This is a genomic window from Streptomyces smaragdinus (assembly GCF_009604385.1).
Classification (GTDB): Bacteria; Actinomycetota; Actinomycetes; order Streptomycetales; family Streptomycetaceae; genus Streptomyces; species Streptomyces smaragdinus.
This window is the reverse complement of the sequence record NZ_WEGJ01000001.1, coordinates 114,150-136,131: the sequence shown is the minus strand read 5'-3', so window position 1 is coordinate 136,131 and position 21,982 is coordinate 114,150. Positions and strand designations below refer to the sequence as shown.

The 21,982-nt window shown below is 71.0% G+C and carries 25 protein-coding genes; 15 read left to right on the top strand and 10 right to left on the bottom strand.

Features of this window, described 5'->3' with window-relative positions; all coding sequences use genetic code 11:
- Positions 1-203: 203 nt before the first annotated feature.
- Positions 204-1,052, bottom strand: a complete 849-nt coding sequence (locus SRB5_RS00690; RefSeq protein WP_323376687.1) for a helix-turn-helix domain-containing protein — start codon at positions 1,050-1,052, stop codon at positions 204-206.
- A 130-nt stretch (positions 1,053-1,182) separates the two neighbouring features.
- Here SRB5_RS00690 and SRB5_RS00685 point away from each other — a divergent pair, with 130 nt between their 5' ends.
- The 4 genes from SRB5_RS00685 to SRB5_RS00670 all read left to right on the top strand — a co-directional run bounded on the left by SRB5_RS00685 (position 1,183) and on the right by SRB5_RS00670 (position 4,143).
- Entirely contained in the window at positions 1,183-1,962 is a 780-nt protein-coding gene (locus SRB5_RS00685; protein WP_153449413.1) for an SDR family NAD(P)-dependent oxidoreductase, read from the top strand.
- Positions 1,963-2,253: 291 nt separating this feature from the next.
- The gene (locus SRB5_RS00680) at positions 2,254-2,667 is read left to right on the top strand and encodes an organic hydroperoxide resistance protein (protein WP_153449412.1); all 414 of its coding nucleotides are present in this window, start codon (positions 2,254-2,256) and stop codon (positions 2,665-2,667) included.
- A gap of 137 nt (positions 2,668-2,804) precedes the next feature.
- On the top strand, positions 2,805-3,530 hold the full coding sequence (locus SRB5_RS00675) for a molybdopterin-dependent oxidoreductase (protein WP_153449411.1): 726 nt from the start codon (positions 2,805-2,807) through the stop codon (positions 3,528-3,530).
- Entirely contained in the window at positions 3,514-4,143 is a 630-nt protein-coding gene (locus SRB5_RS00670) for a cytochrome b/b6 domain-containing protein (RefSeq protein ID WP_153449410.1), read from the top strand. Before SRB5_RS00675 ends, SRB5_RS00670 begins: the two co-directional genes overlap by 17 nt.
- A gap of 19 nt (positions 4,144-4,162) precedes the next feature.
- Here the strand turns inward: SRB5_RS00670 and SRB5_RS00665 are convergent, their stop codons facing one another.
- A complete protein-coding gene (locus SRB5_RS00665) occupies positions 4,163-4,759 on the bottom strand; it encodes a TetR/AcrR family transcriptional regulator (RefSeq protein ID WP_153449409.1) in 597 nt (198 codons plus the stop codon).
- Between the two features lie 175 nt (positions 4,760-4,934).
- On the opposite strand from SRB5_RS00665, the gene SRB5_RS00660 reads away from it, so the two are divergent.
- The 6 genes from SRB5_RS00660 (at position 4,935) to SRB5_RS00635 (ending at position 10,900) form a co-directional block, all read left to right on the top strand.
- Positions 4,935-5,495 carry a hypothetical protein gene (locus SRB5_RS00660; protein ID WP_323376685.1) on the top strand — a complete coding sequence of 187 codons (561 nt, stop codon included), beginning with the start codon at positions 4,935-4,937 and terminating at the stop codon, positions 5,493-5,495.
- A gap of 1 nt (position 5,496) precedes the next feature.
- The gene (locus SRB5_RS00655; protein WP_153449408.1) at positions 5,497-6,921 is read left to right on the top strand and encodes a dihydrolipoyl dehydrogenase family protein; all 1,425 of its coding nucleotides are present in this window, start codon (positions 5,497-5,499) and stop codon (positions 6,919-6,921) included.
- An 86-nt stretch (positions 6,922-7,007) separates the two neighbouring features.
- The gene (locus SRB5_RS00650; protein WP_153449407.1) at positions 7,008-7,967 is read left to right on the top strand and encodes a LysR family transcriptional regulator; all 960 of its coding nucleotides are present in this window, start codon (positions 7,008-7,010) and stop codon (positions 7,965-7,967) included.
- Between the two features lie 139 nt (positions 7,968-8,106).
- Positions 8,107-8,751 carry a hypothetical protein gene (locus SRB5_RS00645; protein WP_228389670.1) on the top strand — a complete coding sequence of 215 codons (645 nt, stop codon included), beginning with the start codon at positions 8,107-8,109 and terminating at the stop codon, positions 8,749-8,751.
- Between the two features lie 283 nt (positions 8,752-9,034).
- Positions 9,035-9,886 (top strand): alpha/beta fold hydrolase, encoded by an 852-nt coding sequence (locus SRB5_RS00640; RefSeq protein WP_153449405.1) that lies wholly within the window; start codon positions 9,035-9,037, stop codon positions 9,884-9,886.
- A 291-nt stretch (positions 9,887-10,177) separates the two neighbouring features.
- Positions 10,178-10,900, top strand: a complete 723-nt coding sequence (locus SRB5_RS00635; protein ID WP_153449404.1) for an SDR family NAD(P)-dependent oxidoreductase — start codon at positions 10,178-10,180, stop codon at positions 10,898-10,900.
- 78 nt (positions 10,901-10,978) lie between these two features.
- Here SRB5_RS00635 and SRB5_RS00630 read toward each other — a convergent pair whose 3' ends face one another.
- The 4 genes from SRB5_RS00630 to SRB5_RS00615 form a co-directional block, all read right to left on the bottom strand.
- Positions 10,979-11,518 carry a GNAT family N-acetyltransferase gene (locus SRB5_RS00630; protein ID WP_153449403.1) on the bottom strand — a complete coding sequence of 180 codons (540 nt, stop codon included), beginning with the start codon at positions 11,516-11,518 and terminating at the stop codon, positions 10,979-10,981.
- A gap of 100 nt (positions 11,519-11,618) precedes the next feature.
- Positions 11,619-12,050 carry a DUF6069 family protein gene (locus tag SRB5_RS00625; RefSeq protein WP_153449402.1) on the bottom strand — a complete coding sequence of 144 codons (432 nt, stop codon included), beginning with the start codon at positions 12,048-12,050 and terminating at the stop codon, positions 11,619-11,621.
- Between the two features lie 33 nt (positions 12,051-12,083).
- Positions 12,084-12,536 carry an SRPBCC domain-containing protein gene (locus SRB5_RS00620; RefSeq protein ID WP_194292794.1) on the bottom strand — a complete coding sequence of 151 codons (453 nt, stop codon included), beginning with the start codon at positions 12,534-12,536 and terminating at the stop codon, positions 12,084-12,086.
- Positions 12,533-12,838, bottom strand: coding sequence for an ArsR/SmtB family transcription factor (locus SRB5_RS00615; RefSeq protein ID WP_228389669.1), 306 nt, complete (start codon positions 12,836-12,838; stop codon positions 12,533-12,535). The genes SRB5_RS00620 and SRB5_RS00615 overlap by 4 nt, the downstream gene beginning before the upstream one ends.
- Before the next feature lie 441 nt (positions 12,839-13,279).
- Between SRB5_RS00615 and SRB5_RS00610 the strand changes: the two genes are divergently transcribed.
- Positions 13,280-14,767 (top strand): sialidase family protein, encoded by a 1,488-nt coding sequence (locus tag SRB5_RS00610; protein WP_153449399.1) that lies wholly within the window; start codon positions 13,280-13,282, stop codon positions 14,765-14,767.
- Between the two features lie 53 nt (positions 14,768-14,820).
- Here the strand turns inward: SRB5_RS00610 and SRB5_RS00605 are convergent, their stop codons facing one another.
- The gene (locus tag SRB5_RS00605) at positions 14,821-16,641 is read right to left on the bottom strand and encodes an RCC1 domain-containing protein (RefSeq protein ID WP_228389713.1); all 1,821 of its coding nucleotides are present in this window, start codon (positions 16,639-16,641) and stop codon (positions 14,821-14,823) included.
- Positions 16,642-16,772: 131 nt separating this feature from the next.
- A complete protein-coding gene (locus SRB5_RS00600) occupies positions 16,773-17,492 on the bottom strand; it encodes an ArsR/SmtB family transcription factor (RefSeq protein WP_153449397.1) in 720 nt (239 codons plus the stop codon).
- Between the two features lie 65 nt (positions 17,493-17,557).
- Here SRB5_RS00600 and SRB5_RS00595 point away from each other — a divergent pair, with 65 nt between their 5' ends.
- The 4 genes from SRB5_RS00595 (at position 17,558) to SRB5_RS00585 (ending at position 19,668) form a co-directional block, all read left to right on the top strand.
- On the top strand, positions 17,558-18,241 hold the full coding sequence (locus tag SRB5_RS00595; protein ID WP_153449396.1) for a flavin reductase family protein: 684 nt from the start codon (positions 17,558-17,560) through the stop codon (positions 18,239-18,241).
- Positions 18,238-18,732 carry an MmyB family transcriptional regulator gene (locus SRB5_RS00590; RefSeq protein ID WP_228389712.1) on the top strand — a complete coding sequence of 165 codons (495 nt, stop codon included), beginning with the start codon at positions 18,238-18,240 and terminating at the stop codon, positions 18,730-18,732. Before SRB5_RS00595 ends, SRB5_RS00590 begins: the two co-directional genes overlap by 4 nt.
- A gap of 61 nt (positions 18,733-18,793) precedes the next feature.
- Positions 18,794-19,084 (top strand): hypothetical protein, encoded by a 291-nt coding sequence (locus SRB5_RS36130; RefSeq protein WP_228389771.1) that lies wholly within the window; start codon positions 18,794-18,796, stop codon positions 19,082-19,084.
- Positions 19,012-19,668 carry a phosphotransferase family protein gene (locus SRB5_RS00585; RefSeq protein WP_228389711.1) on the top strand — a complete coding sequence of 219 codons (657 nt, stop codon included), beginning with the start codon at positions 19,012-19,014 and terminating at the stop codon, positions 19,666-19,668. The genes SRB5_RS36130 and SRB5_RS00585 overlap by 73 nt, the downstream gene beginning before the upstream one ends.
- A 595-nt stretch (positions 19,669-20,263) precedes the next feature.
- Here SRB5_RS00585 and SRB5_RS00580 read toward each other — a convergent pair.
- Both SRB5_RS00580 and SRB5_RS00575 read right to left on the bottom strand, forming a co-directional pair.
- Positions 20,264-20,914 (bottom strand): maleylpyruvate isomerase N-terminal domain-containing protein, encoded by a 651-nt coding sequence (locus tag SRB5_RS00580; protein WP_153449395.1) that lies wholly within the window; start codon positions 20,912-20,914, stop codon positions 20,264-20,266.
- A gap of 271 nt (positions 20,915-21,185) precedes the next feature.
- Complete coding sequence (locus SRB5_RS00575) at positions 21,186-21,695, bottom strand: hypothetical protein (protein WP_153449394.1); 510 nt, start codon at positions 21,693-21,695, stop codon at positions 21,186-21,188.
- Between the last annotated feature and the right edge of the window lie 287 nt (positions 21,696-21,982).

The following is a 21,982-nucleotide window of genomic DNA, read 5'->3' as shown; positions in this document are numbered from 1 at the left end:
CTCCCCTCGACAAAAGTCTACACGCTGTCGATTTTAACCGTCGTCTCGTCGATTCCGGCAGGGAAATGCGGCGTGACCTGGGAGAAGGTGCGGAACCCGACCACCGGTACAGCGTCGCGCCTGTCGTATGACGACAGGCGCGACGGGCGAGCAGGGCCAGGCGCACGGCGCCCTCGGCCGGAAGCCGTCCTGACCCGCCGGGGCTACGCTTCGGCCCGCAGGTCCTGGGTGCCCACCACGGCCAGCAGCTCCAGCTTCTCCGCCGTGTCCGTGCCGGCCACCGGGGTGAACCAGGTGAGGCGCTGACGGCCGTCCTCGCTCAGCAGGTTGAGGCAGTTCAGGTGCAGGATCCCCAGCGAGGGGTGCAGGACGCGCTTGCGGTCGGTGCGCCTGACCGCCACGTCGCGTTCCGCCCACAGGCGGGCGAATTCCTCGCTGCGGAGTTCCAGCTCGCCGATCAGCTGGGCGGACTCCCGGTCACGGCGACCGCGCCGGCCGACGGCGGCGCGCAGGTCGGCGACGAAGGTCCGCGAGTGGTGCTCGTGATCCTCCTCCGGGTACAGGGAGCGGGCCCTCGGGTCGCCGGTGAACCACTGGTGGATGAAGCTTGCCCCCGGGCCCGTGGCGGGGACGATCGGGCCGAAGAGGGCGTCGGCGAGACGGTTCTGCACCAGCATGACCTGCAGGTCCGTACAGACGAAGGCGGGTGTGCCGGCGAGCCGCTCCAGCAGGTCGAACATGGCCGGATGGAGATGGGCCGACGAACCTCCCGGGGAAGGCAGCGGCCGGCCCGCGAGGCGGTAGAGGTGATCACGCTCGTCGGCCGTGAGCCGCAGGGCGCGGGCCAGCGAGGCGAGCATCTGCTCCGACGGCTGGGCCCCGCCGCGCTCGATCTCGATGTAGTAGTCCGTCGAGGCCCCGGCCAGCATGGCGACCTCGTCGCGCCGCAGCCCCGGCACCCGGCGCCGGGGCCCGGCGACCAGACCGACGTCCGCGGGCCGGACGCGATCGCGTCGGGACCGGACGAATTCTCCCAGCTCGGTCAGATTCACCCTTTCAGTATCCGCGACCGGTTCCACCGCATCCAGGGGGTCCCGCCCCCTGGGTAAACGGCCACTGGTTACCGTCGTCCGGTGGTCGCACCGTGGAGGAGTCAGCAAGACCCACGGAAGAAGGAACACCATGTCCACCAGCACGATCGCACTGGTCACCGGCGGCAACCGCGGCATCGGCCGCTCCATCGTCGAGGCGCTCGCCGCCGACGGCAGGGACGTCGTCTTCACCTACAACTCCCACGAGGCCGAGGCCAAGGAGGTCGTCGACGCCGTGGCCGCCCGGGGCCGGGTCGCCGAGGCGATCCGGCTCGACGTCACGCGGCCGGCGGAGTTTCCCGGGTTCGCCGACACCGTACGGCGGACGCTGCGTACCCGCTGGGACCGCGAGTCCTTCGACATCCTGGTCAACAACGCCGGGTTCGCCCTGCACACCCCGCTGGGCGGCACCGACGAGGAGACCCTGGACCGGCTCTTCGCCGTCCACGTCAAGGGCGTCTTCCTCCTCACCCAGGCCCTCGCGACGGCCCCCGAGGGCGCCTCGCCCCTGCTCGCCGACGGCGGCCGGATCATCAACTCCTCCTCCGGCCTCACCCGGTTCGTCACCGCCCCGTACGCGGCGTACGGGGCGGTCAAGGGGGCGGTGGAGGTCCTGACCCGGTACTGGGCGGTGGAGCTCGGCGGGCGGGGCATCAGCGTCAACACCATCGCGCCCGGGCCGGTGAACACCGACTTCGACGGCGGTTACCTTCGTGACGAGAACCTCCAGCAGATCTTCGGCGGACTGACCGCCCTGGGCCGGGTCGCGCACGCGGACGACATCGGCCCGGCCGTGGCGGCCCTGACCCGTGAGGGCACCGGCTGGATCACGGGGCAGCGCATCGAGGCGAGCGGCGGGTTCCGTATCTGACCGGCGGGTGCCCGCGGCGGTCATGAGGCACATCACCAATTCGGGTAGAACGTTCGGTCTTGACGATCGATGCCGAAGCTGCAAAAGTTGGCCAAGGCAGAACGTTCATTCCTCTTAGAGGTCGGGATCTCCCATGGCGCGCAGAACTCGTGTCCGTACAGGACCGGCGTACGCGCCGAACGTCCGTATCATCCGTCCGCCGAAGGGACCGCAGCCGACGCGGCCCCCATCGGGCCCCCCACGTCACGGCGGCGACGCCGACCGTCGACACACCGAAGAAGGATGCATGTCATGAACAGCCTCTACACCGCCGTAGCGACCGCGACCCACGGCCGTGACGGTCGTGCCGTCCTCTCCGACGGCTCCCTGGACCTCAAGCTCGCGGTGCCGAAGGAGATGGGCGGCAGCGGCGAGGGGAACAACCCCGAGCAGCTCTTCGCCGCCGGCTACGCGGCGTGCTTCTCCAGCGCGCTCGGCATCACGGGCCGGCGGGCCGGCGTGGACCTTTCCAAGGCCTCCGTGACCGGGGAGGTCTCGATCGGCATGCAGGGCGAGGGCTTCGCCCTCGCGGTCGTCCTGCGCATCACGCTGCCCGGCGACATCGACGCCGAGACCGGCGGGCAACTCGTCGCGCAGGCGCATCAGGTCTGCCCGTACTCCAACGCGATCCGCGGCAATGTCCCGGTCGAGCTCGTCGTCGGGTAACTCCGCGGCATTCTCGGCCGATACTTCTTTCGAGGCCCCGCACGAGCGCCCGGTACGGCTGCCCCCGTCGCATACGACGCGGGGGCGCCGTACCGGCATCGGCGCGGCGGTTCGGTGAACGCACAGGAGATGGGCGTATGAACTCTGAACAACCCGAGAAGCGGGGCACTCCCGTGGGCCGGCGCGTATTCCTCGGCACCCTGGGACTCGGCGCGCTGGGCGTCGTGGCGGCGCCCCACCTGCAGCGCGGCATGGAATCGTTCCTGGGCGGCGCCGGCGAGCTGGACCCCACCGGCCTGACCGATCTGCTCCCCAACGGCGGGGGCTTTCGCTACTACTCGGTGACCTCGTCCGTTCCGCACAAGGACGCCGGGAACTACCGGCTCGCGGTCGACGGCCTCGTCGACCGCCCCGCGACGTACACCCTGGGCGACCTGCGGGCGATGCCGCAGACCCGGATGGTGCGCGACATCCAGTGCGTCACCGGCTGGCGTGTCCCGGCCACTCCGCTCGAAGGAGTACGCCTGTCCGAGCTGCTGGACGCCGCGGGAGTGCACCCCTCGGCCAGAGCCGTCCGCTTCACCTGCTTCGACGGCGCGTACACCGAGAGCCTCACCCTGGAACAGGCGCGCCGCGACGACGTCCTGGTCGCCCTGCGCATGCAGGACAAGGACATCGGCCACTCCCACGGCGGCCCCGTCCGTCTCTACGTGGCGCCCATGTACTTCTACAAATCCGCGAAATGGCTCTCCGGCATCACCGTCACGGACGAGGTGCGGCCGGGCTACTGGGAAGAGCGGGGCTACGACATAGATGCCTGGGTGGGCCGCTCGAACGGACGGGACGATGAGCCGACGACCTGAGGCCGGACGACTGCCCCGGTTCAGCCCGGCCGAGCGCTGGGCCCACCGCACGACGGCCCTGCTCATGGGCGTGTGCGTCCTGACCGCGGCTTCCCTCTACCTCCCGATGCTCGCCGAACTGGTCGGCCGCCGCGCCCTGGTGGTCACCGTGCACAAGTGGTCGGGGGTCCTGCTTCCGGTCCCGGTGCTCGTCGGCCTGGGCTCCCGGGCGCTGCGCGCCGATCTGGGCCTGCTGAACCGCTTCGGCCCGTACGACACCCAGTGGCTGCGAGCGGCACTCAGGCGCGACAGGCGGCCGGGGTCGCGTCCGGCGCACAAGTTCAACGCCGGGCAGAAGCTCTACGCGTCCTGGACCGCCGGGGCCGTGCTGGTCATGCTCGGTACCGGCCTGATGATGTGGTTCACCCATCTCACGCCGTTGCGGTGGCGCACCGGTGCCACGTTCATCCACGACTGGCTGGCGCTCACCCTCGGCATCGTCCTGGTGGGCCACATCACGATGGCCATGGGTGATCCCGAGGCCCGCCGGGGGCTGCGGACCGGATCGGTCAGCCGGACGTGGGCGGAACGGGAGCACCCGTTGTGGCGGCCGCGGGAGAAGTCGCCGCGCTGAGCGCGTCCTGACGCCGGACTCAGGCGTCGGCCGGCTTGGCGTGGGCCTTGACGAGCCCTTCGACCCCGGCCAGGAACGTGGCGCTGACCAGCTCGGGGTCGAAGAGGCAGCCCTCGGCCATGGCGCCGTCGCGCATCATCACGAAGTGGCGGGCGGCGGCGTCCGCGCCCTGCTCGCGGACCTGGGCCAGCAGCCCGGTGATGGTGTCGAGGAACCACTGGCGGTGCACGAGGACGGTCTGATGCACCGGGTGATCGGAGTCGGGGTACTCGGCGACGGCGTTGAGGAACGCGCATCCACGGAAGCCGGGGGAGCGGATGCCCTGGGCGATGCCCTGGGCGATGGCCCGCAGGGCATCGGCGGCCGGACGTCCGGCCGCGACGGCTGCCTCGGCCTGGCCGCGGATGGCCAGGTCGGCCTCGGTCAGGTAGGCGACGATGAGGCTGTCCTTGCTGGGGAAGTGGCGGTAGAAGGTGGCCCGTGTCACCTGCGCCTCCGCGATGATGCGGTCGACGCCGACGGAGTGGATTCCCTCCGCGTAGAACACCTGGCTGGCCGTCTTGAGCAGCCGATCCCGCGCTTCGGACGGCCGGCTTTCGGATTCGCTGCGCACCATACGCCCCACTGTAGCAGGTAGAACGTTCGGTCTTGACAAAGTCGCCCCGGTCTTGCCAAGCTACGGGTAGAACGTTCGGTCTTGCGGATCGGATGTCCGGCGGCCCGTCGTATCCGGGCCGCGGCCCAGGGCGTCACCGCCTCGGACCTTCTTCGTATCCACCGAAAGGATCATCGTGACCACCGTTGCTGCACCGTCCCGCACCTCCGGGACGGCCTCTGCCCTGAGGCAGCTGTACTTCGTGCGGTTCGCGTTCGCCATCGTCTGGGCCCTCGTGATGTTCACGATGACCTCGGAGATCACTCCGTTCGCGGCCGTGCTGCTGGTGCTGTACCCGCTCTTCGACGTCGGCGCGGCCGTCTTCGACGCACGGGCGTCGAGCACCCTCCAGTCGCCGGCGCTGCTCTACGTGAACATGGCCGTCAGCGCTGCCGCCGCCATCGGCCTCGGCATCGCCTCCGCGTCCGGCATCCCCGCGGTCCTGGGCGTGTGGGGAGCCTGGGCGATCGTGTCCGGGCTGGTCCAGCTGATCGTCGCCGTCCCCCGTCGCTCGATGGGCGGCCAGTGGCCGATGATCCTCAGCGGTGCCATCTCGGTCCTGGCCGGCGGCTCGTTCGTCGCCATGGCCGGAGCGGACGACCCCGCCCTCACCACCGCGGTCGGATACGCCGTCCCCGGCGGCATCTTCTTCCTCATCTCCGCCCTGCGGCTCGGCCGCGCCGCCAAGGAGGCCTGACATGGACAACCACACGTACGACGTCATCGTGATCGGCGCCGGCCCCGTCGGCGAGAACGTCGCCGACCGCGCCGCACAGGGCGGACTGACCGCCGCCGTCGTCGAGCGCGAACTGGTCGGGGGCGAGTGCTCCTACTGGGCCTGCATGCCGACCAAGGCACTGCTGCGGAGCGCGTCGGCCCTCCGGGCCGCCCGACGGGTCCCGGGATCACGTGAGGCGGTGACCGGCGACCTGGACGTCGCGGCCGTGCTCCGCCGGCGGGACGAATTCGCCTCGCACTGGAAGGACGACGGGCAGGTGTCCTGGCTCGAATCCGCCGGGATCACCCTGTACCGCGGCCAGGGACGCATCAGCTCCGAACGCATCGTGCAGGTCACCGACGAGGCCGGTGCCACCACCTCCCTCACCGCGCGCCACGCCGTCGTGATCGCGACAGGCAGCGCCGCACTGCTGCCGGACATCCCCGGCCTGCGCGAGGCGGAGCCGTGGGGCAACCGGGAAGCGGCCGCCGCCCGCGCGGTCCCGCGCCGGCTCGCCGTCATCGGCGGCGGCGTCGTGGCGTCGGAGATGGCGACGGCGTACGCCGCCCTGGGATCGTCCGTGACCGTACTCGCCCGTGACGGCGTCCTGCCGCTCATGGAGCCGTTCGCCGGCGTACGGGTCACCAAGTCGCTGCGCGACGCCGGTGTCTCGGTACGCCTCGGCGCGGAGGCCGGAGCCGTGAAGCGCGACGGCGATGGCACGGTGCACATCACCCTCACCACCGGCGAGGAGATCGAGGCCGACGAGGTCCTCGTCGCGATCGGCCGTACACCGAACACCCAGGACATCGGCCTCGACACCATCGGCCTGACCCCCGGTGACTGGCTCCCGGTGGACGACACGATGCGCGTGGCCGGAGCCGACGGCGGCTGGCTGTACGCCGCCGGCGACGTCAACCGGCGGGCGCTGCTCACCCATCAGGGCAAGTACCAGGCCCGCGCCGTGGGCGACGTCATCGTGGCGCGCGCCAAGGGCGAGGCGGTCGACGACACCCCGTGGGGCCGCCACGCGGCCACCGCCGACGAGCGCGCGGTGCCCCAGGTGGTCTTCACCGAACCGGAGATCGCGTCCGTCGGACTGACCGCCGCCGCGGCCGAGGCCGCCGGGCTGCGGATCCGCGTCGTCGACTACGCCCTGGGCGCCGTCGCGGGATCGGCCCTGCACTCCGACGGATACCAGGGGCACGCCCGCATGGTCGTCGACGAGGACCGCAAGGTGATCGTCGGCTTCACCCTCGTCGGCCCCGACGTCGCGGAACTGCTGCACGCCGCGACGATCGCGATCGTCGGCGAGATCCCGCTGGACCGGCTGTGGCACGCGGTTCCGGCGTATCCCACGGTCAGCGAGGTGTGGCTGCGGCTCCTCGAGGCGTACGGCCGCTGATCGCCTCGGCCGCCCTTCTCGTCCCGACGCGGCTGCGAAGGGACGAGAGGGCGGTCCGCGCGCCGCCCAACAACGTACGGAGGGCCATGGAGATCAAGCAGCTGACGGCGATCGTCACGGTGGCCGAGGCCGGCAGCGTCACGCGGGCCGCTGAGATCCTGCACCTGGTGCAGCCGGCCGTGACCCGCCGGATCCACGCCCTCGAGCACGAACTCGGCGTTCACCTCTTCGAACGCACCCGGCACGGCATGCGTCCCACCGAAGCCGGAACCATCATGGTGGAACGCGCCCGGCGCGCACTGGCCGAACTCGAGCGAGCACGCGCCGAGGTACGGCCCGTCCCGGGGGAGGCGACCGGCACCGTCACAGTCGGCCTGCTGGAGAGCAGCGTCGATGTCCTCGCAGGGCCGCTGGTGTCGGCGGTGCCGCGGCATCACCCGGGCATACAACTGCGGCTGATGACCGGCTGCTCCGGCCACCTGCAGCGCTGGCTCGACGACGGCGACCTCGACCTGTCCCTGCTCTGCACCCCGGACACCGCCCCGCCGCTCAACGCCCGCCCGCTGCTGCGCGAGCGCCTGTGGGCCATCGCTCCGGCGTCGGCCGGCCTGCGGGCCGATCGTCCCGTGCCGTTCGCGGAAGCGGCCCGGCACCCGCTCGTGATGCCCGTACGCCTGTCGGGTCCCGCTCTGCGCGACCTGATCGACGCGGCAGCCGTCCGGACGGGAGCCGAACTGGACGTCGTCGTGCAGACGAACTCCGTCCGCCTGCAGAAGCAACTCGTCCTCGCGGGACGCGGATGGACGGTGGGGCCCCGCGTGGGCGTCGCCGAAGAAGTGGCACAGGGCACGATCAGCGCGGCACCTCTGAGCGAACCCGAGGTGTGGCGCTCGATCGTCCTGGGCACGCCCCGGTCCGGCCGTACGACACCTGCCGTGGAGGTCGTTGCCAGGGAACTCGTACGGCAGGTCAACTCGGCCGTAGCACAGGGGAGATGGCCCTCGGCCCAGGTCCCGGGATCCGGCGAAGCCGTCGAGAACGCCTGATGCCCCAGCCCTCCTCGCACCCGCCCCGCCAGGGGCCCTCGGGCGCGCGTGACCGGCCCCGGTCACGCTTGTCAGCTGCGTGAATGTCCGCGCCCCGGAAAGGTTCAGACCTTTCATAAATCATGCTAGCCTCCCGGGCATGTCAAATAGGTCAACGCACAATCGTCGCGGAACACTTGCCTTCCCGAGGACGCTCACGGCCGTCGCGGCCGCGCTGTTGGTCTCCCTCGCAGGCCCGGGAACGGTCGCCAGCGGAGCGCAGAATCATGCGCCGGGTCACGAGTGCGCGACCCCCTCGATCGACCGGCTCCAGCAGTGGATCGCCAGCGGCGAGGGCACCACCGTGCCGGCGACCGGCAGCCTCCTCGTACCCGAACGCCACGGGTATTCGGCCAAGGTGACGTTCCTCAACGACGAATGGCACGTTGCGGTGGTCTGGCTCGGTAACCAGTTCGAGTCCCAGGCCGATCTCTCCCGCTCGCGCGGCTTCTGGATGACCTACAGCGCGACCGACGACCTCTACGTCCAGCTCCGGCCGGCGTCGCACTGGAACGGCGGCGACAAGTGGCTCACGCTCGTACCGTCGACGGGCGGTAAGACGGTGAAGCGGTTCTTCAGCTTCGCCGACGACAACTGGACGACGCTGCCCGAACTGGGCGCGCCGACGTACTCGTTCGCTTCGGCGCTGACCGAGGCGCGGGGCCTGGTCTTCGTCGGCAAGACCGCGAACACGATCGACTTCCGCGGGCTGCGCATTCACGGCTACCGGCCGCCGTGCCTGTGACTCACTGAGAGAATCCGTCGGAAATCTCGAGGCCCGGGGGCGCATGCCTTGCCCCGTTATAGGGCCCTGCCAGGGCCGCACCGGTGTCCATGCCCGGTGCGGCCCTGGCGTTTTGGCCGTCTCCTCGAACTTGCCTCCGGTCGGTAGAGCTCCAGGTCCTCTCCGTCCTCGCTCGGCAGGCGTTTGGCACCCGAGGGCGAGATAGAACGTTCGGTCTTGACAAAGGGTTGCAGGGCGACTCTAATGATGAGACCGAACGTTCTACCTCCTGAGGGAGTCTGTCATGCATATCCGTATCCCGCGTCGCGTCTCGCTCGCTGTCGGCGCCTTCGTCCTGCTCGGTGCGACCACCGCACCGGCCGTGGCACTCGCAACCGACAACAGCCATTCCTCCGCGAATCCGACCATCGCCTTCGTCCACAAGGGTCATTCGCCCGCGCCTGATCCCGTGAAGCCGACGGTCGTGCTCGTGCACGGTGCGTGGGCGGATTCGTCGAGTTGGTCGCCGGTGATCGAGCGGCTGCGCAAGGACGGTTATCCCGTACGTGCCATCGCGAACCCGCTGCAGGGCCTCACCAGCGACTCCGACTACGTGTCCAGCTACCTGGCCGCCATCGACGGCCCCGTCATCCTCGTCGGGCACTCCTACGGCGGCGCGGTGATCACCAACGCCGCTGCCACGGACCCCGACGTCAGGGCCCTGGTCTACGTCGCCGGGTTCATCCCCGCGAAGGGCGAGACCGTCGGCAACCTGGCCGAGCAGACCACACCGTCGATCCCGCTGATCACGACCCCTGTCCCGGGCGGGGCGGAGGTGTCCATCGACCCGGCCCACTTCCGGGACGTGTTCGCCGGCGACGTCGACCCGACGACCGCAGCCGACATGGCCGTGACCCAGCGACCCGCGAACACCAGGGCCGTCACCGACGCCAGCGTTCAGGAGGCGTACACCAGCATCCCGTCCTGGGACCTGATCACCCGCCGGGACCACGCGATCGCCCCCGACGTCCAGCGGTCCATGGCCGAGCGAGCCGGCGCCCACACCCAGGAAATCGACGCCTCCCACGCCGTGATGGTCAGCCACCCCAATGCGGTCACCCGCATCATCGAGGACGCCGCCCGCGCCACCCGCTGAAGCCGGCCGCTCACAGGCTTCCGCAGAGACCGGACTACGACGCCGGCCGGACCATCTGGAACGGCGCCGTGTCCACCCGCCCCGGCGCCACGATCCGGCCGATGCCCGCGCGGCCGTACTACCCGACCGGAACACGGGATCCCCCTGCCGGACGCGTCGTAGAACTCGGGTCCTGTCATACCCGCAGGACATGCAGGCATCACACCTTTCTATTGGCCAAGCCAACCAACCAGTACGCATGATGAATCTGCCGACTGATGTGAAGCAGAACAGAGACAAAGAGGTAGCGAGTTGAGCACCATCGCGATCGTGGGCGCAGGCCCGCAGCTGGGCCGGGCCATCGGCCGGCGGTTCGCGGCCGAGGGGTACGACGTGGCGCTGATCGCCCGTAACCGCACGGCACTGCAGGCCGTGGCCGACGACCTGTCCGGGACGGGCGCCCGTGTCGAGGCGTTCCCCGCCGACGTCACCGACCGCCCCACCCTGCGCGCGGCCCTGGCCGCCGCCGAGGAGCGGCTGGGACCGATCGACGTACTCGAGTACTCACCCGCGCCCGCCCCGGCCGACCTGCGCCGGGCGCCGATCGTCGGGGCCACGCAGGTCACCGTCGACTCCGTCCTCGCCCAGCTGGATCTCTACCTGCTCGGCGGCGTCGCGGCGGTACAACACGTCCTGCCCGGCATGCTGGAGCGCGGCACCGGAACGGTCCTGGTCACCAGCGGCGCGGGATCCGGGCCCATGATCGCCCCGCATGTGGCGAACGTTCAGATCGCTACCGGCGGAATGCGCAACTGGATACTCAACCTGCACGCCGCGCTCTCCGGCACCGGCGTCTACGCGGCGCACGTGGCGATCGCCGCCTTCATCGGCCAGGGCGGTCCCGACTCCCAGCCCGAGACGATGGCCGACGCGTACTGGCGGCTGCACACCGAGCGAACAGACTCCGAACTCGTCATCCAGGACCTCCCGGACGACTACCTGGAGCAGGGCCTGGCCGACAAGTTCAAGTCCTGACCCGTCAACAGCGCACAGGGCTTCTCACCTGACCAGCACGACCACGTCGCCTTGTGATCCGGGGATCGGGCGCCCGGCTCAGCGGGACCGGACGCCCGGGGGGCGCAGGCCGAGCCACTGCTCCGCGTCCCAGGCGTGGAACCGTTCCACCTCGGTGAACCCCAGCTTCGCGGCGAGGCGCAGGGAGCGGACGTTCGCGGTCTGGGTGGCGAGTACCACCGGCTCGCCGGGCAGGGCGTCGTCGAGCCAGCCGAGTGCCGCCGCGCAGGCCTCGGCGGCGTAACCGAATCCCCACGCACGCGGCAGGAGGAGGTAACCGAGATCGATCTTTCCCGCGGCGGCCGGGCGGCGGTCTTGCGACGCTCTCCTGAGCAGGATCTGGCCGATCATCGCCCCGTCGAGGTCGACGACGAAACTCCCGGGCCACTGTTCGGGCACCTCGGGCAAGCCGCGGTCGAGATCGTCACGCGGCCGGGGACCGCCGAGGTAGGTGTGCACCTCCGGGGAAGCGAGCAGTTCGACGAACGTGGCGCGGTCGCGTGCCTCGGGTGCGCGGAGTGCGAGCCTTTCGGTCTTGATCGGGGCGGGCGGCCAGGCGACAGGTCCGAGTGCGGTCATGCCGACCAGCCAACCAGCCGGCGTTTCGGTGATCAAGACATCCGCACTCCTGACCCGTCGCCCCGTGCCGGTGCGGGCAGTTCGCCCCGGTGAGCGATTGTCAGCGGGTGCGCAGAGCTCGTACCAGAGCGGGAATCATGACCGCCGCGGCGACGAGATGGAGCCCGAGGAGGGCGACGACGGTGGCGGTGTCCGCCCCGGCCAGGAGCGGCGGGACCAGCGAGACCGCCGTCAGTGATATCGCCGTCCACATGAATCGCTCGGCGGGGCGGGCGCTCCACCGAAGCAATACGGCGGCGATGACGACGCCCACGGCGCAGAAGAGGCCGGTCACCACGGCGAACCCGGGCAGCGGGATCGCGTCGCCGCCGTCGGGGACCTCGAAGGCGACGCCTGCGGCTTGGGCGAGGGCGGCGGCCAGAGTGGTCGCGGTCATCGCCGCGAGCGCGGCGATCAGGCCGGTGCCGGTAAGCCCGCGGGGGCAGCGGGTGCGGCTGGTCCGGTCAGGTAATGGGGTCTCGGTGTCGGTCATGGTGGGTTCCTCGAGGTGGATTGAGTACGGCGGTCAGACCGCGGCGTCGAGCTGTGCGGCGATGCCCTCCAGGCACCACGTCCAGCCCACCCGCATGTTCTCGACGGCCTGCGCGTCGGACAGGCCCTCGACGGTGAGCTCCAGCCGGGTCCCGTCCCCGACGGGGAGGAACAGCACCGTGCAGTGGGAGTGCTCGGCCATGTCCTCGCCTTCGGTGAGTACGTCGAGCACAAGCCGTTCGACGGGTTCGAAGACGGCGTACGTGGCTGTCTCGCGGTACGTGTCGCCCGCCGGACGCGGGCCGAACAGCAGCCGGTAGCCCCCGCCCTCGCGGGCGTCGATCTCGCAGCTCGACACGAGCCACTCGGGGTCGGGGCAGGCCCAGCGCCGCAGCATTTCGGGGCGGGTCCAGGCAGCCCAGACGCGTTCGGGCGGTGCGGGGTAGGTGCGGTCGAGGTCGAACGACAGGAGCGGGGTGGCGGTCATGTTTCCTCCAGGAGAGTTCCGAGGGCGTCCAGCCGGGCCGACCAGAGCGCCTGCTGGTGTGCGGTCCAGGCGGCGACGGCGACGAGGGCGTCGTCGCGGAGCCGGCATTCGCGTATGCGGCCGCGTTTGACGGTCGTCACCAGGCCCGCGTCCTCGAGCACGCGGACGTGCTTGAGGACGGCCGGCAGCGAGAGAGCCGTCGGCGCCGCGAGCTCGCCGACGGATGTCGGCCCGCGGGCGAGCCGCTCGACGAAGGCCAGCCGGGTCGGGTCGCCCAGGGCCGCGAACTGATGGTGAACCATATGGTTAACTATTGCGCCGCGGGGTGCCCGTGTCAACCGGAAACGCGAACGGGCCCTTCCGCCGGGACTTGCCCGAGCGGAGGACCCGTCGTGTTGCCTCGCCGAAGAGGTCAGCGCCCGTCCCTGTCCCGCCGGGAACCTCCGACGAATGCGGAAATGATCCATGCCGCCAGCACGACCAGGAAGAACACGACAATGATCGTCGGGAGTGCAGACACAGCGACTCAGCCCCTCGGGTTCGATCCGGATATTCGCGCCCGGGGGCACCGTGTCGGACATGAACCGTGGAGAAGGAGAAACGTCCAACTGCCCCCGTGCGGGGGGAGGGTAGCAGTACGCGGCAGGTGCATCAGGAGGACCAGTACCTCGATCAACTACTCCCGGGGACGTACGGGCAGCGTCGCCCCGTGCGGGACGACAACGCCGGCGGTGCTTCGGACGATGGATTCCATCGTCGAGAAGGAGCCCGCCATGCGCCACACCCTGCGCAATTCCCTGACCGTACTCGCCGCCGTCACCTTCCCCTTACTCGTCCTGCCCCCCGAAGCGTCCGCCACCCACACACCCCACCCCCGGCAACTGTCCGGCCCGACCCCCTTCCCGCACTGCGCCCCCGCGGCCGGCGACGACACGATGGCCGCCGGCGCCATCGAGCCGCATCTCGCCGCCGACCCGGACAACCCCCGCCGACTGGCCGCCGTCTGGCCGCAGGACCGCCAGCGCGGCGCCGTCCTCGCCGTCAGCGACAACGGCGGCCGCACCTGGACCCGGACCGTCGTCCCGCGTCTGACGAGGTGCTCGGGCGGCGCGTACGACTACGTGGACGGCCCGGCCGTGACCTTCACCGGCGACGGCGGACTCGTGGTGACCGGCGGCCTCTCCATGGCCGACTGGTCGACCAGCGCGGTCGTGTCCACCCGCTCCGACGACGACGGCCGCACCTGGACCCGCCCCGCGGTGATCATCCAGAAGACCGACCCCGCCCAGGGCGGCTTCGGCGGCGGCCCGGCGGTCACGGATCCCAGGGATCCCGAGGTGCTGTACGTGGTCACGCCGAGGTTCCCGGCCACGCCGCGGACCCGCAACGACGGCTGGATCAGCCGCAGCACCGACGGCGGACGCACCTGGCAGCCGCCGGCCCCGGTCGTCGACGCGGGGGAGGGGCACATGGTTTCGGGACACCGCCTGACGGTGCTCGACGACGGCACCCTGGTGGACGTCCACTCCCGCATCCGTTTCGGCGACGGCCCGGCCGCCGACCGGCTCACGCTGCAGGCCGTACGGTCAACGGACGGCGGCCGCACCTGGTCCGCGCCCGTGAAGGTGGCCGACCAGCGCACCGTGTGGCTGTTCGAGGACCCCGAATCGGGGGAGCCGGTGTCCCACACCACCAGCCTGCTCGCGGACACCGCGATCGACCGCCGCACCGGCCGGATCTACGCCGCCTGGCAGGACGCCGGGTTCAACGGCGGCGCCGACGCCGTCGCCCTGACCTCCTCCGACGACGGCGGCCGCACCTGGTCGCAGCCGGTACGGGTGAACCGGACGCCCACCGGTATCCCCGTACCGAACCAGCAGGCGTTCACCGTCACCCTGGCCATGAGCCAGGACGGCACCCTCGGCGTCTCGTACTCCGACTTCCGCCACAACGACGCCGCGGCCCCCCTGCTCACCGACCGCTGGCTGGCCCGCTGCCGCCCCCGGCCCGACGACTGCGCCTCACCCGGGGCGACCTGGCACGAGACCCGGCTGACGCCGGAGCCCTTCGACATGCGCCGGGCACCGCGGATCCCCGACGCGGCGAGCCCCCGCGGTTACTTCCTGGGCGAGCAGATGGGCCTGGCCGCCCGGAGCGGCGGGTTCACCGCGGTCTGGGCCGCGCCGGACGCGCCGGGCAGCGCGGCTGTTCATACGGTGACGGTTCGCTGATTTCCGGTGGCCTGTCCCTCCCCGTGAAGAGACAGGCCACCGGTGTACGGGGGTTACTTCTTTCCGGGTTCCTCGCGGGGGTTGGCGATCTCGGCCGTCACACCGGCGTTGTCCGCGGTGAGGGTGTAGGGCCCGGAGACCGGGGGCCGGGGCAGTCGGTAGCCCTCGGGGACGGCGGTCTCCTGGAGGTAGTACGTGCCGAGGTCCAGCTCGTCGAAGGTGCAGATGCCCTCGCCGTCGGTGGCGCAGGCGCTGCCGATCGGGGTGTCCGGGCCCTCGCCCGTGCGCTGGAGGCCGTTGATGCCGTTGGTCTCGCGCCAGAGCTGGAAGACCGCGCCGGGCAGCGGCTCCCCGTTGGCCTCGTCGGTCTTCTCGACGGTGATACGGCCGCGTGCTTCCGTGACGGTGACCGTGACCGTTTCGGAGTCCGACGGCGGGCAGTTGCCGTTGCCGCTGTAGTGTGCGGTGATGGTGTGTTCCCCGGCCGGGAGGGAGTCGACCGTCAGGACGGCGGTGCCGTTCCCGTCGAGGGCGACGGTGCCGAGGTCGGTCTCGCCGTCGGTGAAGGTGACGTCACCGGTCGGGGTGCCGCTGCCGCAGACGACCGACGCCGTCAGCGTCACCGGCTCGCCCTGCCCCGCCTGCTCCGGGTCGGCGGTGAGGCTGGTGGCGGAGGTGATCCGCTGGGTGAGCGCGAGGCTGTGGCCGCCGCCGGCGGTGACGTGGGTGAGGGTGAAGCCGGCGGGTACGGCCACCTCGCCGGGGGTGTGGCGGTCGGTGGTGGTGCCGTTGCCGAGCTGGCCGTAGCGGTTGTCGCCCCAGGACAGGACGCGACCGTCGGAGAGGGGAACCAGGTTGTAGTAGAAGCCGGCGGAGATGTGGGTGGGAACGGCCCCTTCGGGGAGCGGCACCTCGATGGGCGTGTGGCGGTTGATCGTGGTGCCGTCGCCCAGCTGGCCGTAGCGGTTGTTCCCCCAGGCCAGGAGGTGATGGTCGGAGGTCAGAACCAGACTGTGCTGGTAACCGGAGGAGATCGCGGCGGCGGTGGCGTTCCCCGGCAGTGTCACCCAGACCGGAACGTAGTGGACCGGTTCGTTGCTGCCGTCACCCACCTCTCCGTTCTCGTTGCGTCCCCAGGCCAGGATGCGGCCGTCGGAGGTCAGCGCCAGGCTGTGCATCTCGCCGCCGTCGATGTCGGTGAGGGTGACACCCTGGGGGAGGACGACCCTGACGGGAGTGCGCTGGTCGTAGCCGGTGTCGTCGCCCAACTGCCCGTACCAGTTCATGCCCCAGACCAGGGCTCCGCCGTCCGAGGTCAGTGCCATGGCGTGCCAGGCGCCGGCGTCGATGTGGGTGACGGTGACGTCCGCCGGTACGTGTACCTCGACCGGGGTGTGGCGGTTGATGTACGTGCCGTCGCCCAGCTGGCCGTGCCCGTTCCAGCCCCAGGCCAGGACACGGTGATCGGAGGTCAGCGCCAGGCTGAATTCCTGGCCGGCGGCGACCTCGGTGATGGTGGCACCCTGCATGTCCACCTCGACCGGGGTACTGCGGTTGATGGTGGTGTCGTCGCCCACCTGCCCGTAGTAGTTCCAGCCCCAGGCCAGAACACGGCCGTCGGTGGTCAGCGCCAGGCTGTGGGAGTCACCGGAGGCGAACTGCGTGATCGTCACACCCGGCGGTAAATCCACATTGCCCGGTAGGCTGCGCTGATCGGTTGTGCCGTCCCCCAGCGATCCCGACCTGTTGTATCCCCACGACACGGCGGGTCCAACGGGCTCCTGCGCGGCGGCCGACGACGCGCTCGCCCCGGCGAGGCCGCACACGGCCGCCAGGGTGAGCAGGAGGGTACGTACGAGTGCGGCCGGACGCATGGTTCCTGGCCTGATCACAGATCTCATGACCCGGTTCTATGCATCTTTCAACCACCCGAAGCGGCGGCGCTCCGCGACCTCCGCCGAACAGGCGACCACGACGTCCACCAACCGCGCCTGACCGGAACTGCTTATTTCCGCGAAAGGACCTCATCGGACAACCCGAGATGACGGCGGAGCGCCTCCCGGCCGACGGGCGTGACCACGACCGCGCGCGTCGTACCGACGGGAGTGATCCAGCCCGCGTCGAACGCGTGCCGGCACAGGGCGGCACCGACAGCGCCGGCCAGATGGGGGCGCCGCTCCGTCCAGTCCAGGCACGACCGTACCGACGGGCGGCGCGTGCCGGTCGGCACGGTGACGCCGAGCTCCCCGAGCCAGGCCGCTCCCGTGCCGGTGAGTCCGATGCCGTGCTCCAGGTCCAGCAGCTTTCGCTCGAGCATGGCGTCGGTGACGGCGACCCCGACGGTCCCGGCGAGGTGGTCGTAGCAGGTACGGGCATGGGCGAGGGCCTGTCGGCGGCCGGACGCCGACAGGGAACGGGGTGCCGGGGTGCGCTGGGGTGCTATCGCGGCGAGGCTCTCGATCAGCTCGGCCACGTGCGGGCCGGCCAGGCGTACGTAGCGGTGGCGGCCCTGGCGTTCCTCGGCCAGCAGGTGTCCGCCGACGAGCGCGTGCAGGTGTTCGGTCGCGGTCGAGGGCGCCACCCCCGCATGACGTGCCAGTTCCGTCGCCGTCCAGGCCCGGCCGTCGAGGAGGGCCAGACAGAAGCCCGCCCGTGTGCCGTCGGCCAGAAGCTTCGCCACCGAGGCCAGGTCCGGACCGGCGACATGCGTGCGCTGCGTCTTCATGGGGTCCATCTTCCCGCGTAACACTTCGGCCGTCGCCGAAGTGACCGGACTCTAGTCTGCCGACCATGAACACCGCACCTCCCGGCACGCTGCCCGCACAGACAGTCACCACCCACCTGGAGATCGAACCGAGCATCCTGTACTTCGGGACGCCGGTGGTTCTCCTGTCGACGGAAAATCAGGACGGCTCGTACAACCTTGCCCCCATATCTTCCGCATGGGCCCTCGGCCGTACGGTCGTGATCGGGCTGGGCCGTGAGGGGCAGACCGCGTACAACCTCGGCAGCCGCCCCGACCTGGTGCTGAGCCTGCCGGCCCCCGCCCAGTGGCCGGCGGTGGAGCGGCTGGCGCCGCTGACCGGGCGCAATCCGGTGCCCTCCGGCAAGGCCGAGGGCTGCCGCTTCGAGCCGGACAAGTTCGCCGCCGCGGGCATGACCGGCGAGTCCTCCGATCTGGTCCGGCCGCCTCGCGTGTCCGGCTGCCCGATCCAATTGGAGGCCCGCGCCGAGCGTGTGCAGCCAGACGTCCGCGGAGACTTCGTCATCGTCGAGGCCGTCGTGTGCAAGGTGCACGCCGACTCCCGGATCGTCGTCCCGGGCACCGACCACATCGACCCCGCCGCCTGGAGCCCCCTCATCTACAACTTCCGCCACTACTTCGGACTCGGCCCGGAACTCGGCCACTCCTACCGCACCCAGACCCCCCGCAACTCCGGGGAGTCCGCGCTCACCGACCTGGCGCCCGACTGAGGCCCGGAACCCCGGACCTGCACCAGCTGCTCGACGGCTGGGCCGGCACCCCGGCGTACGTACGCAACCGGCGGTTCGACGTACTGGCCGCGAACAAGTGGGCCCGGGCACTCGCCCCGCTGTACGAGCCCGGACACAACCTGGCCCGGGACATGTTCCTGGACCCCGCGACCCGCGGCCTGTTCCCGGACTGGCCCCGGATCGCCGCCCAGACCACCGCGGCCCTGCGCGCCGAGGCCGACCCGCACGACCCCCGAACCGCACGGCTCGTCGCGGAACTGGAGGCGAACGACGACTTCCGCACCCTATGGGCCCGCCACGACGCCCGCCCCTCCCGCGACGGACTCAAACGGTTCGCGCATCCGGTCGTCGGAGAACTCGCCCTGCGACGCCAGGCACTCACGGTCGGAGGGGCTGAGCAGCAAGTGATCACCGTCTATCAGGCGGCACCGGGTAGTCCTTCCGCGGACGCCCTCGCCAGACTGGTCTGACGCCGTCGGGGGGACACAAACCTATGGCCCCGTAGGCCCACGAGCGTGCAGACTCACCCCCGTGATCAACCCCCGACCGCCCGCCGCCGCCCTCACCTGGGCGGCCGCGATCGCCGGCCCCCACGCCTCCGCGCGCACCGTACGGCGACTGGCCGGCGGTACGCACGCCGCCACCCACCTGCTGGAAACCGCCGACCCGGCGGGGGAGATGGTCCTGCGCCGTTACCCGCCCGGCGACCGCGCCGCCGCGCGGGAAGCCCGCGTACTGACGTCGACGGGCTGGACGGCTGGGCACCGCGGCTCCTGGACGCCGACCCCGACGCGGAACGCTTCGGCGAACCGGCGACCCTGATCACCCGGCTCCCCGGCCGCGCGGACATCACGCCGGCGTCCCCCGAGACGGCAGCCGCCCAGCTGGGCCGCGCCCTGGCCCGTATCCACGCGGTCCCGCTCACCGGACTGCGCGACGGCATGGAAGCCGCAACCCGCTCCGATACCGACGCCCCCGCCGCGGCGATCATGGCCACCCACGGCCCCCTGCTCGCCGAAGAACCGCGCGTCCTGACCCACTACGACTTCTGGTCCGGAAACGTCCTGTGGCAGGACGACCAACTCACCGGAATCGTCGACTGGTCAGGAGCATCACTGGCCCCACGCGGCTTCGATGTGAGCTGGTGCCGTCTCGACCTGGTCCTGCTGCACGGTCCTTTCGCGGCCGAGGCCTTCCTGTCCGCGTACGAGGAAGCCTCCGGCATGCCGGTGCCCTCCATGGCCCTGTGGGACCTGTTCGCCCTGACCAACTCACACCGCTCCGTGGAGACCTGGCTCCCCAACTACCACGACCTCGGCCGCACCGACCTGACCACGGCCGAGCTCCGCCGCCGCCACACCGCGTGGACGGACGACTGCCTCGCGAGCTACCGCGAACGGACCTGAGAACACGCTGGCGGACCGGTGACCCCAATGACAGGATGAGCCCCATGACGACGACCAGAAAGGCCCGTGCCGCGTAAGCGTCCGAGCGCGATCCGCGCCGCACGGGAACAGCGCCCCTCCGACTGGGCTCGCGAAATGCCCCCGATAGACCGTCTGTCACGCGGGGCGAGCGCCGCCGTCCACATCGTGGAACTGAAACACGATCACGGATTCCACGAAGTCCGACCCGGATGCACCGCGCAATGGCTCCACAGCTACCGACAATTCCTCCGGCAGCCCGCCCCGAACCTCATGCTGACGGCCTCGGAGTGCCCGTCCTGCCCCGGATGCCAGTACGACGACATCGCAGTGGTCCGGGACGCACTGGAGTACCTCACGGGACTCCTCCCGCCCCCGGCACGCACCGAATTCCGGCGCCTGCTCACCGGCCTGGACACACAATTCCGCCGCAGAACGCTCCCCGACCCCGACCCGAGCCACTGGCACGACTGGAGCGGAAGCCCGTATCCATGGTGGCACCGGCGGCTCTACTCGGGCATATGACGGCGAGGGGCCCGATGACCGCAGAACCGACCAGCGCGGCAGCCCGGCACCACTACGACCGCGGCGCGCTGACCCAGCGCCACGCGGTGAGCCGAGGGTGCCCCGGCAGCTCGGCTCGGCCGGTGGCCCACAGCAGGGTCCGCCAGGGATCCGCGTCGCCCGGGGCCTCCGGGAACAGGCGGTCGAGTGCCCGCGAGCAGAGAGCGGAGGGCGGGGTCCAGCCGAGCCCGAAGCCTTCGGCCACGTCGTTGATGTGTACGAGCGTCTCGACCACCCCCATCGCCGCGAAGCCCTCGGGGTCCGATACCCCGGAGCCGTGGTGGGCGCGGACCTGGGGCGGGGTCGTACGCACCATGGCGACCAGCAGAGCGCCGCACGCCTCCAGCACCTGCACCAGACCGGCCGGCCCCGCGTCACGCTCCGCGAGGGCGAAGTACGCGGGGCCCTCCGGCCGCCTCTGCTGCAGTGCGAACGGCACGTGGGTGTCCAGCGGCGGGCTCTGCGGCCCGAGCTGCACCGCGTAGTACAGCAGGTCGTTGGCGAGGTGCTCGACGGTCTCCCAGCAGTCCCACTCCAGCGAACCGGCCTTACCGTCCCACCCGTCCGGGGGCGCGTCCCGAAGGACATCCACGGCGAGCCGCACGGCAAGGGCGACGTCGTCCGCGGTGACGGGGGACGGGGTGGATCCGGCTTCGACAGACATGGCAGCACCGTATCGCGGGGACAGTCGGCAGCCTCGCGGCCAGCGCATTCGGCGCCGAAGGCCGGCCGGGCGCTCGCGCGGCGAGTGTCGTCGCGGCACTCGCCGGGGAGCCGGGGATGCCGCCATTTGCCGGCGAGCCGAGACCGGCGCCGTCGAGCAGCCCAGCTCCCCGCTCGCTGAGCAGGACGGCCGCATCCGGGGTGTCGGGCCGACACCCCGCGATCCGATCCCGCTCGGCGCCGGGGACAGCACATCCGTCCCCGGCGGGTTCTCAGCAGCCGCAGGAGTAGTACGTGGCGTCCCAGTGGTTGCCCTCGTCGGCGTAGAGGTTGCCGGAGGCGGCCTGCCACTGGGGGTAGCCGTCCCCGCGCAGGCCGATGTAGGTGAAGGCGTTGTGGACGTAGTTGTTGACGCAGGTGTTCTTGCTGTAGTCGAGCTTGTACCCGTTCCAGTGCGAGTACGTGCCGCTCGCGTGCCCGGTCTCGGTGCCGCCGGTGATGTTGAGGGCGCAGCCGCTGGCCGACTTGAGGGTGACGGCGCCCTGGGCGGTGGCCTGGTTGAGTCCGTCGAACGACGTGCACGTCGAGACGTTGCGGTTGGAACAGCCTCCGGAGGAGGACCAGGTGATGCCCGCGGCGCGGAACATCGCGGTGGCCTGGGCGTGGGTGAGTTTGGTGACCGCGAAGGCGTCGGTGGAGGCTGTCAGGCCGACGCCGGGGGCGAAGAGCGTGGTGGCGGCGAGGGTGAGTGTGCTGAGGGCGGCACGGGCACGCAGTCGCATGGATGTCCTCCTGCTGGACCTGCTGGTGGGGGTGGTCGCGCAGCAGGAGTATGCACGAGATCTACGCGCGTCGCCAGACGTCCGGTGGCCAACGCCCACGGGGTGCGGCGGCCGTTGGATTGCGGTGCCGCACCCCGTGGTTGGTGGTCTGTCAGTCGAAGAGGCCCTCGATGACGTCCTCGACGATGTCTTCGGCGACCTCGCCGCCGATCTCCTCGGCCGTCTCTTCCACGATCTCCTCGATGAACTCCCCGAAGATGCCGTCCATACGCCGAATCCCTTCCGTG

What these genes read in the sequence shown, in the direction of transcription:
- SRB5_RS00685 (WP_153449413.1), top strand. Translation starts at nt 1,183, where the DNA reads ATGTCCACCAGCACGATCGCACTGGTCACCGGCGGCAACCGCGGCATC.
- SRB5_RS00680 (WP_153449412.1), top strand. Translation starts at nt 2,254, where the DNA reads ATGAACAGCCTCTACACCGCCGTAGCGACCGCGACCCACGGCCGTGAC.
- SRB5_RS00675 (WP_153449411.1), top strand. Translation starts at nt 2,805, where the DNA reads ATGAACTCTGAACAACCCGAGAAGCGGGGCACTCCCGTGGGCCGGCGC.
- SRB5_RS00670 (WP_153449410.1), top strand. Translation starts at nt 3,514, where the DNA reads ATGAGCCGACGACCTGAGGCCGGACGACTGCCCCGGTTCAGCCCGGCC.
- SRB5_RS00665 (WP_153449409.1), bottom strand. Translation starts at nt 4,759, where the DNA reads ATGGTGCGCAGCGAATCCGAAAGCCGGCCGTCCGAAGCGCGGGATCGG.
- SRB5_RS00655 (WP_153449408.1), top strand. Translation starts at nt 5,497, where the DNA reads ATGGACAACCACACGTACGACGTCATCGTGATCGGCGCCGGCCCCGTC.
- SRB5_RS00650 (WP_153449407.1), top strand. Translation starts at nt 7,008, where the DNA reads ATGGAGATCAAGCAGCTGACGGCGATCGTCACGGTGGCCGAGGCCGGC.
- SRB5_RS00645 (WP_228389670.1), top strand. Translation starts at nt 8,107, where the DNA reads ATGTCAAATAGGTCAACGCACAATCGTCGCGGAACACTTGCCTTCCCG.
- SRB5_RS00640 (WP_153449405.1), top strand. Translation starts at nt 9,035, where the DNA reads ATGCATATCCGTATCCCGCGTCGCGTCTCGCTCGCTGTCGGCGCCTTC.
- SRB5_RS00630 (WP_153449403.1), bottom strand. Translation starts at nt 11,518, where the DNA reads ATGACCGCACTCGGACCTGTCGCCTGGCCGCCCGCCCCGATCAAGACC.
- SRB5_RS00625 (WP_153449402.1), bottom strand. Translation starts at nt 12,050, where the DNA reads ATGACCGACACCGAGACCCCATTACCTGACCGGACCAGCCGCACCCGC.
- SRB5_RS00620 (WP_194292794.1), bottom strand. Translation starts at nt 12,536, where the DNA reads ATGACCGCCACCCCGCTCCTGTCGTTCGACCTCGACCGCACCTACCCC.
- SRB5_RS00615 (WP_228389669.1), bottom strand. Translation starts at nt 12,838, where the DNA reads ATGGTTCACCATCAGTTCGCGGCCCTGGGCGACCCGACCCGGCTGGCC.
- SRB5_RS00610 (WP_153449399.1), top strand. Translation starts at nt 13,280, where the DNA reads ATGGATTCCATCGTCGAGAAGGAGCCCGCCATGCGCCACACCCTGCGC.
- SRB5_RS00605 (WP_228389713.1), bottom strand. Translation starts at nt 16,641, where the DNA reads ATGCGTCCGGCCGCACTCGTACGTACCCTCCTGCTCACCCTGGCGGCC.
- SRB5_RS00600 (WP_153449397.1), bottom strand. Translation starts at nt 17,492, where the DNA reads ATGAAGACGCAGCGCACGCATGTCGCCGGTCCGGACCTGGCCTCGGTG.
- SRB5_RS00595 (WP_153449396.1), top strand. Translation starts at nt 17,558, where the DNA reads ATGAACACCGCACCTCCCGGCACGCTGCCCGCACAGACAGTCACCACC.
- SRB5_RS00580 (WP_153449395.1), bottom strand. Translation starts at nt 20,914, where the DNA reads ATGTCTGTCGAAGCCGGATCCACCCCGTCCCCCGTCACCGCGGACGAC.
- SRB5_RS00575 (WP_153449394.1), bottom strand. Translation starts at nt 21,695, where the DNA reads ATGCGACTGCGTGCCCGTGCCGCCCTCAGCACACTCACCCTCGCCGCC.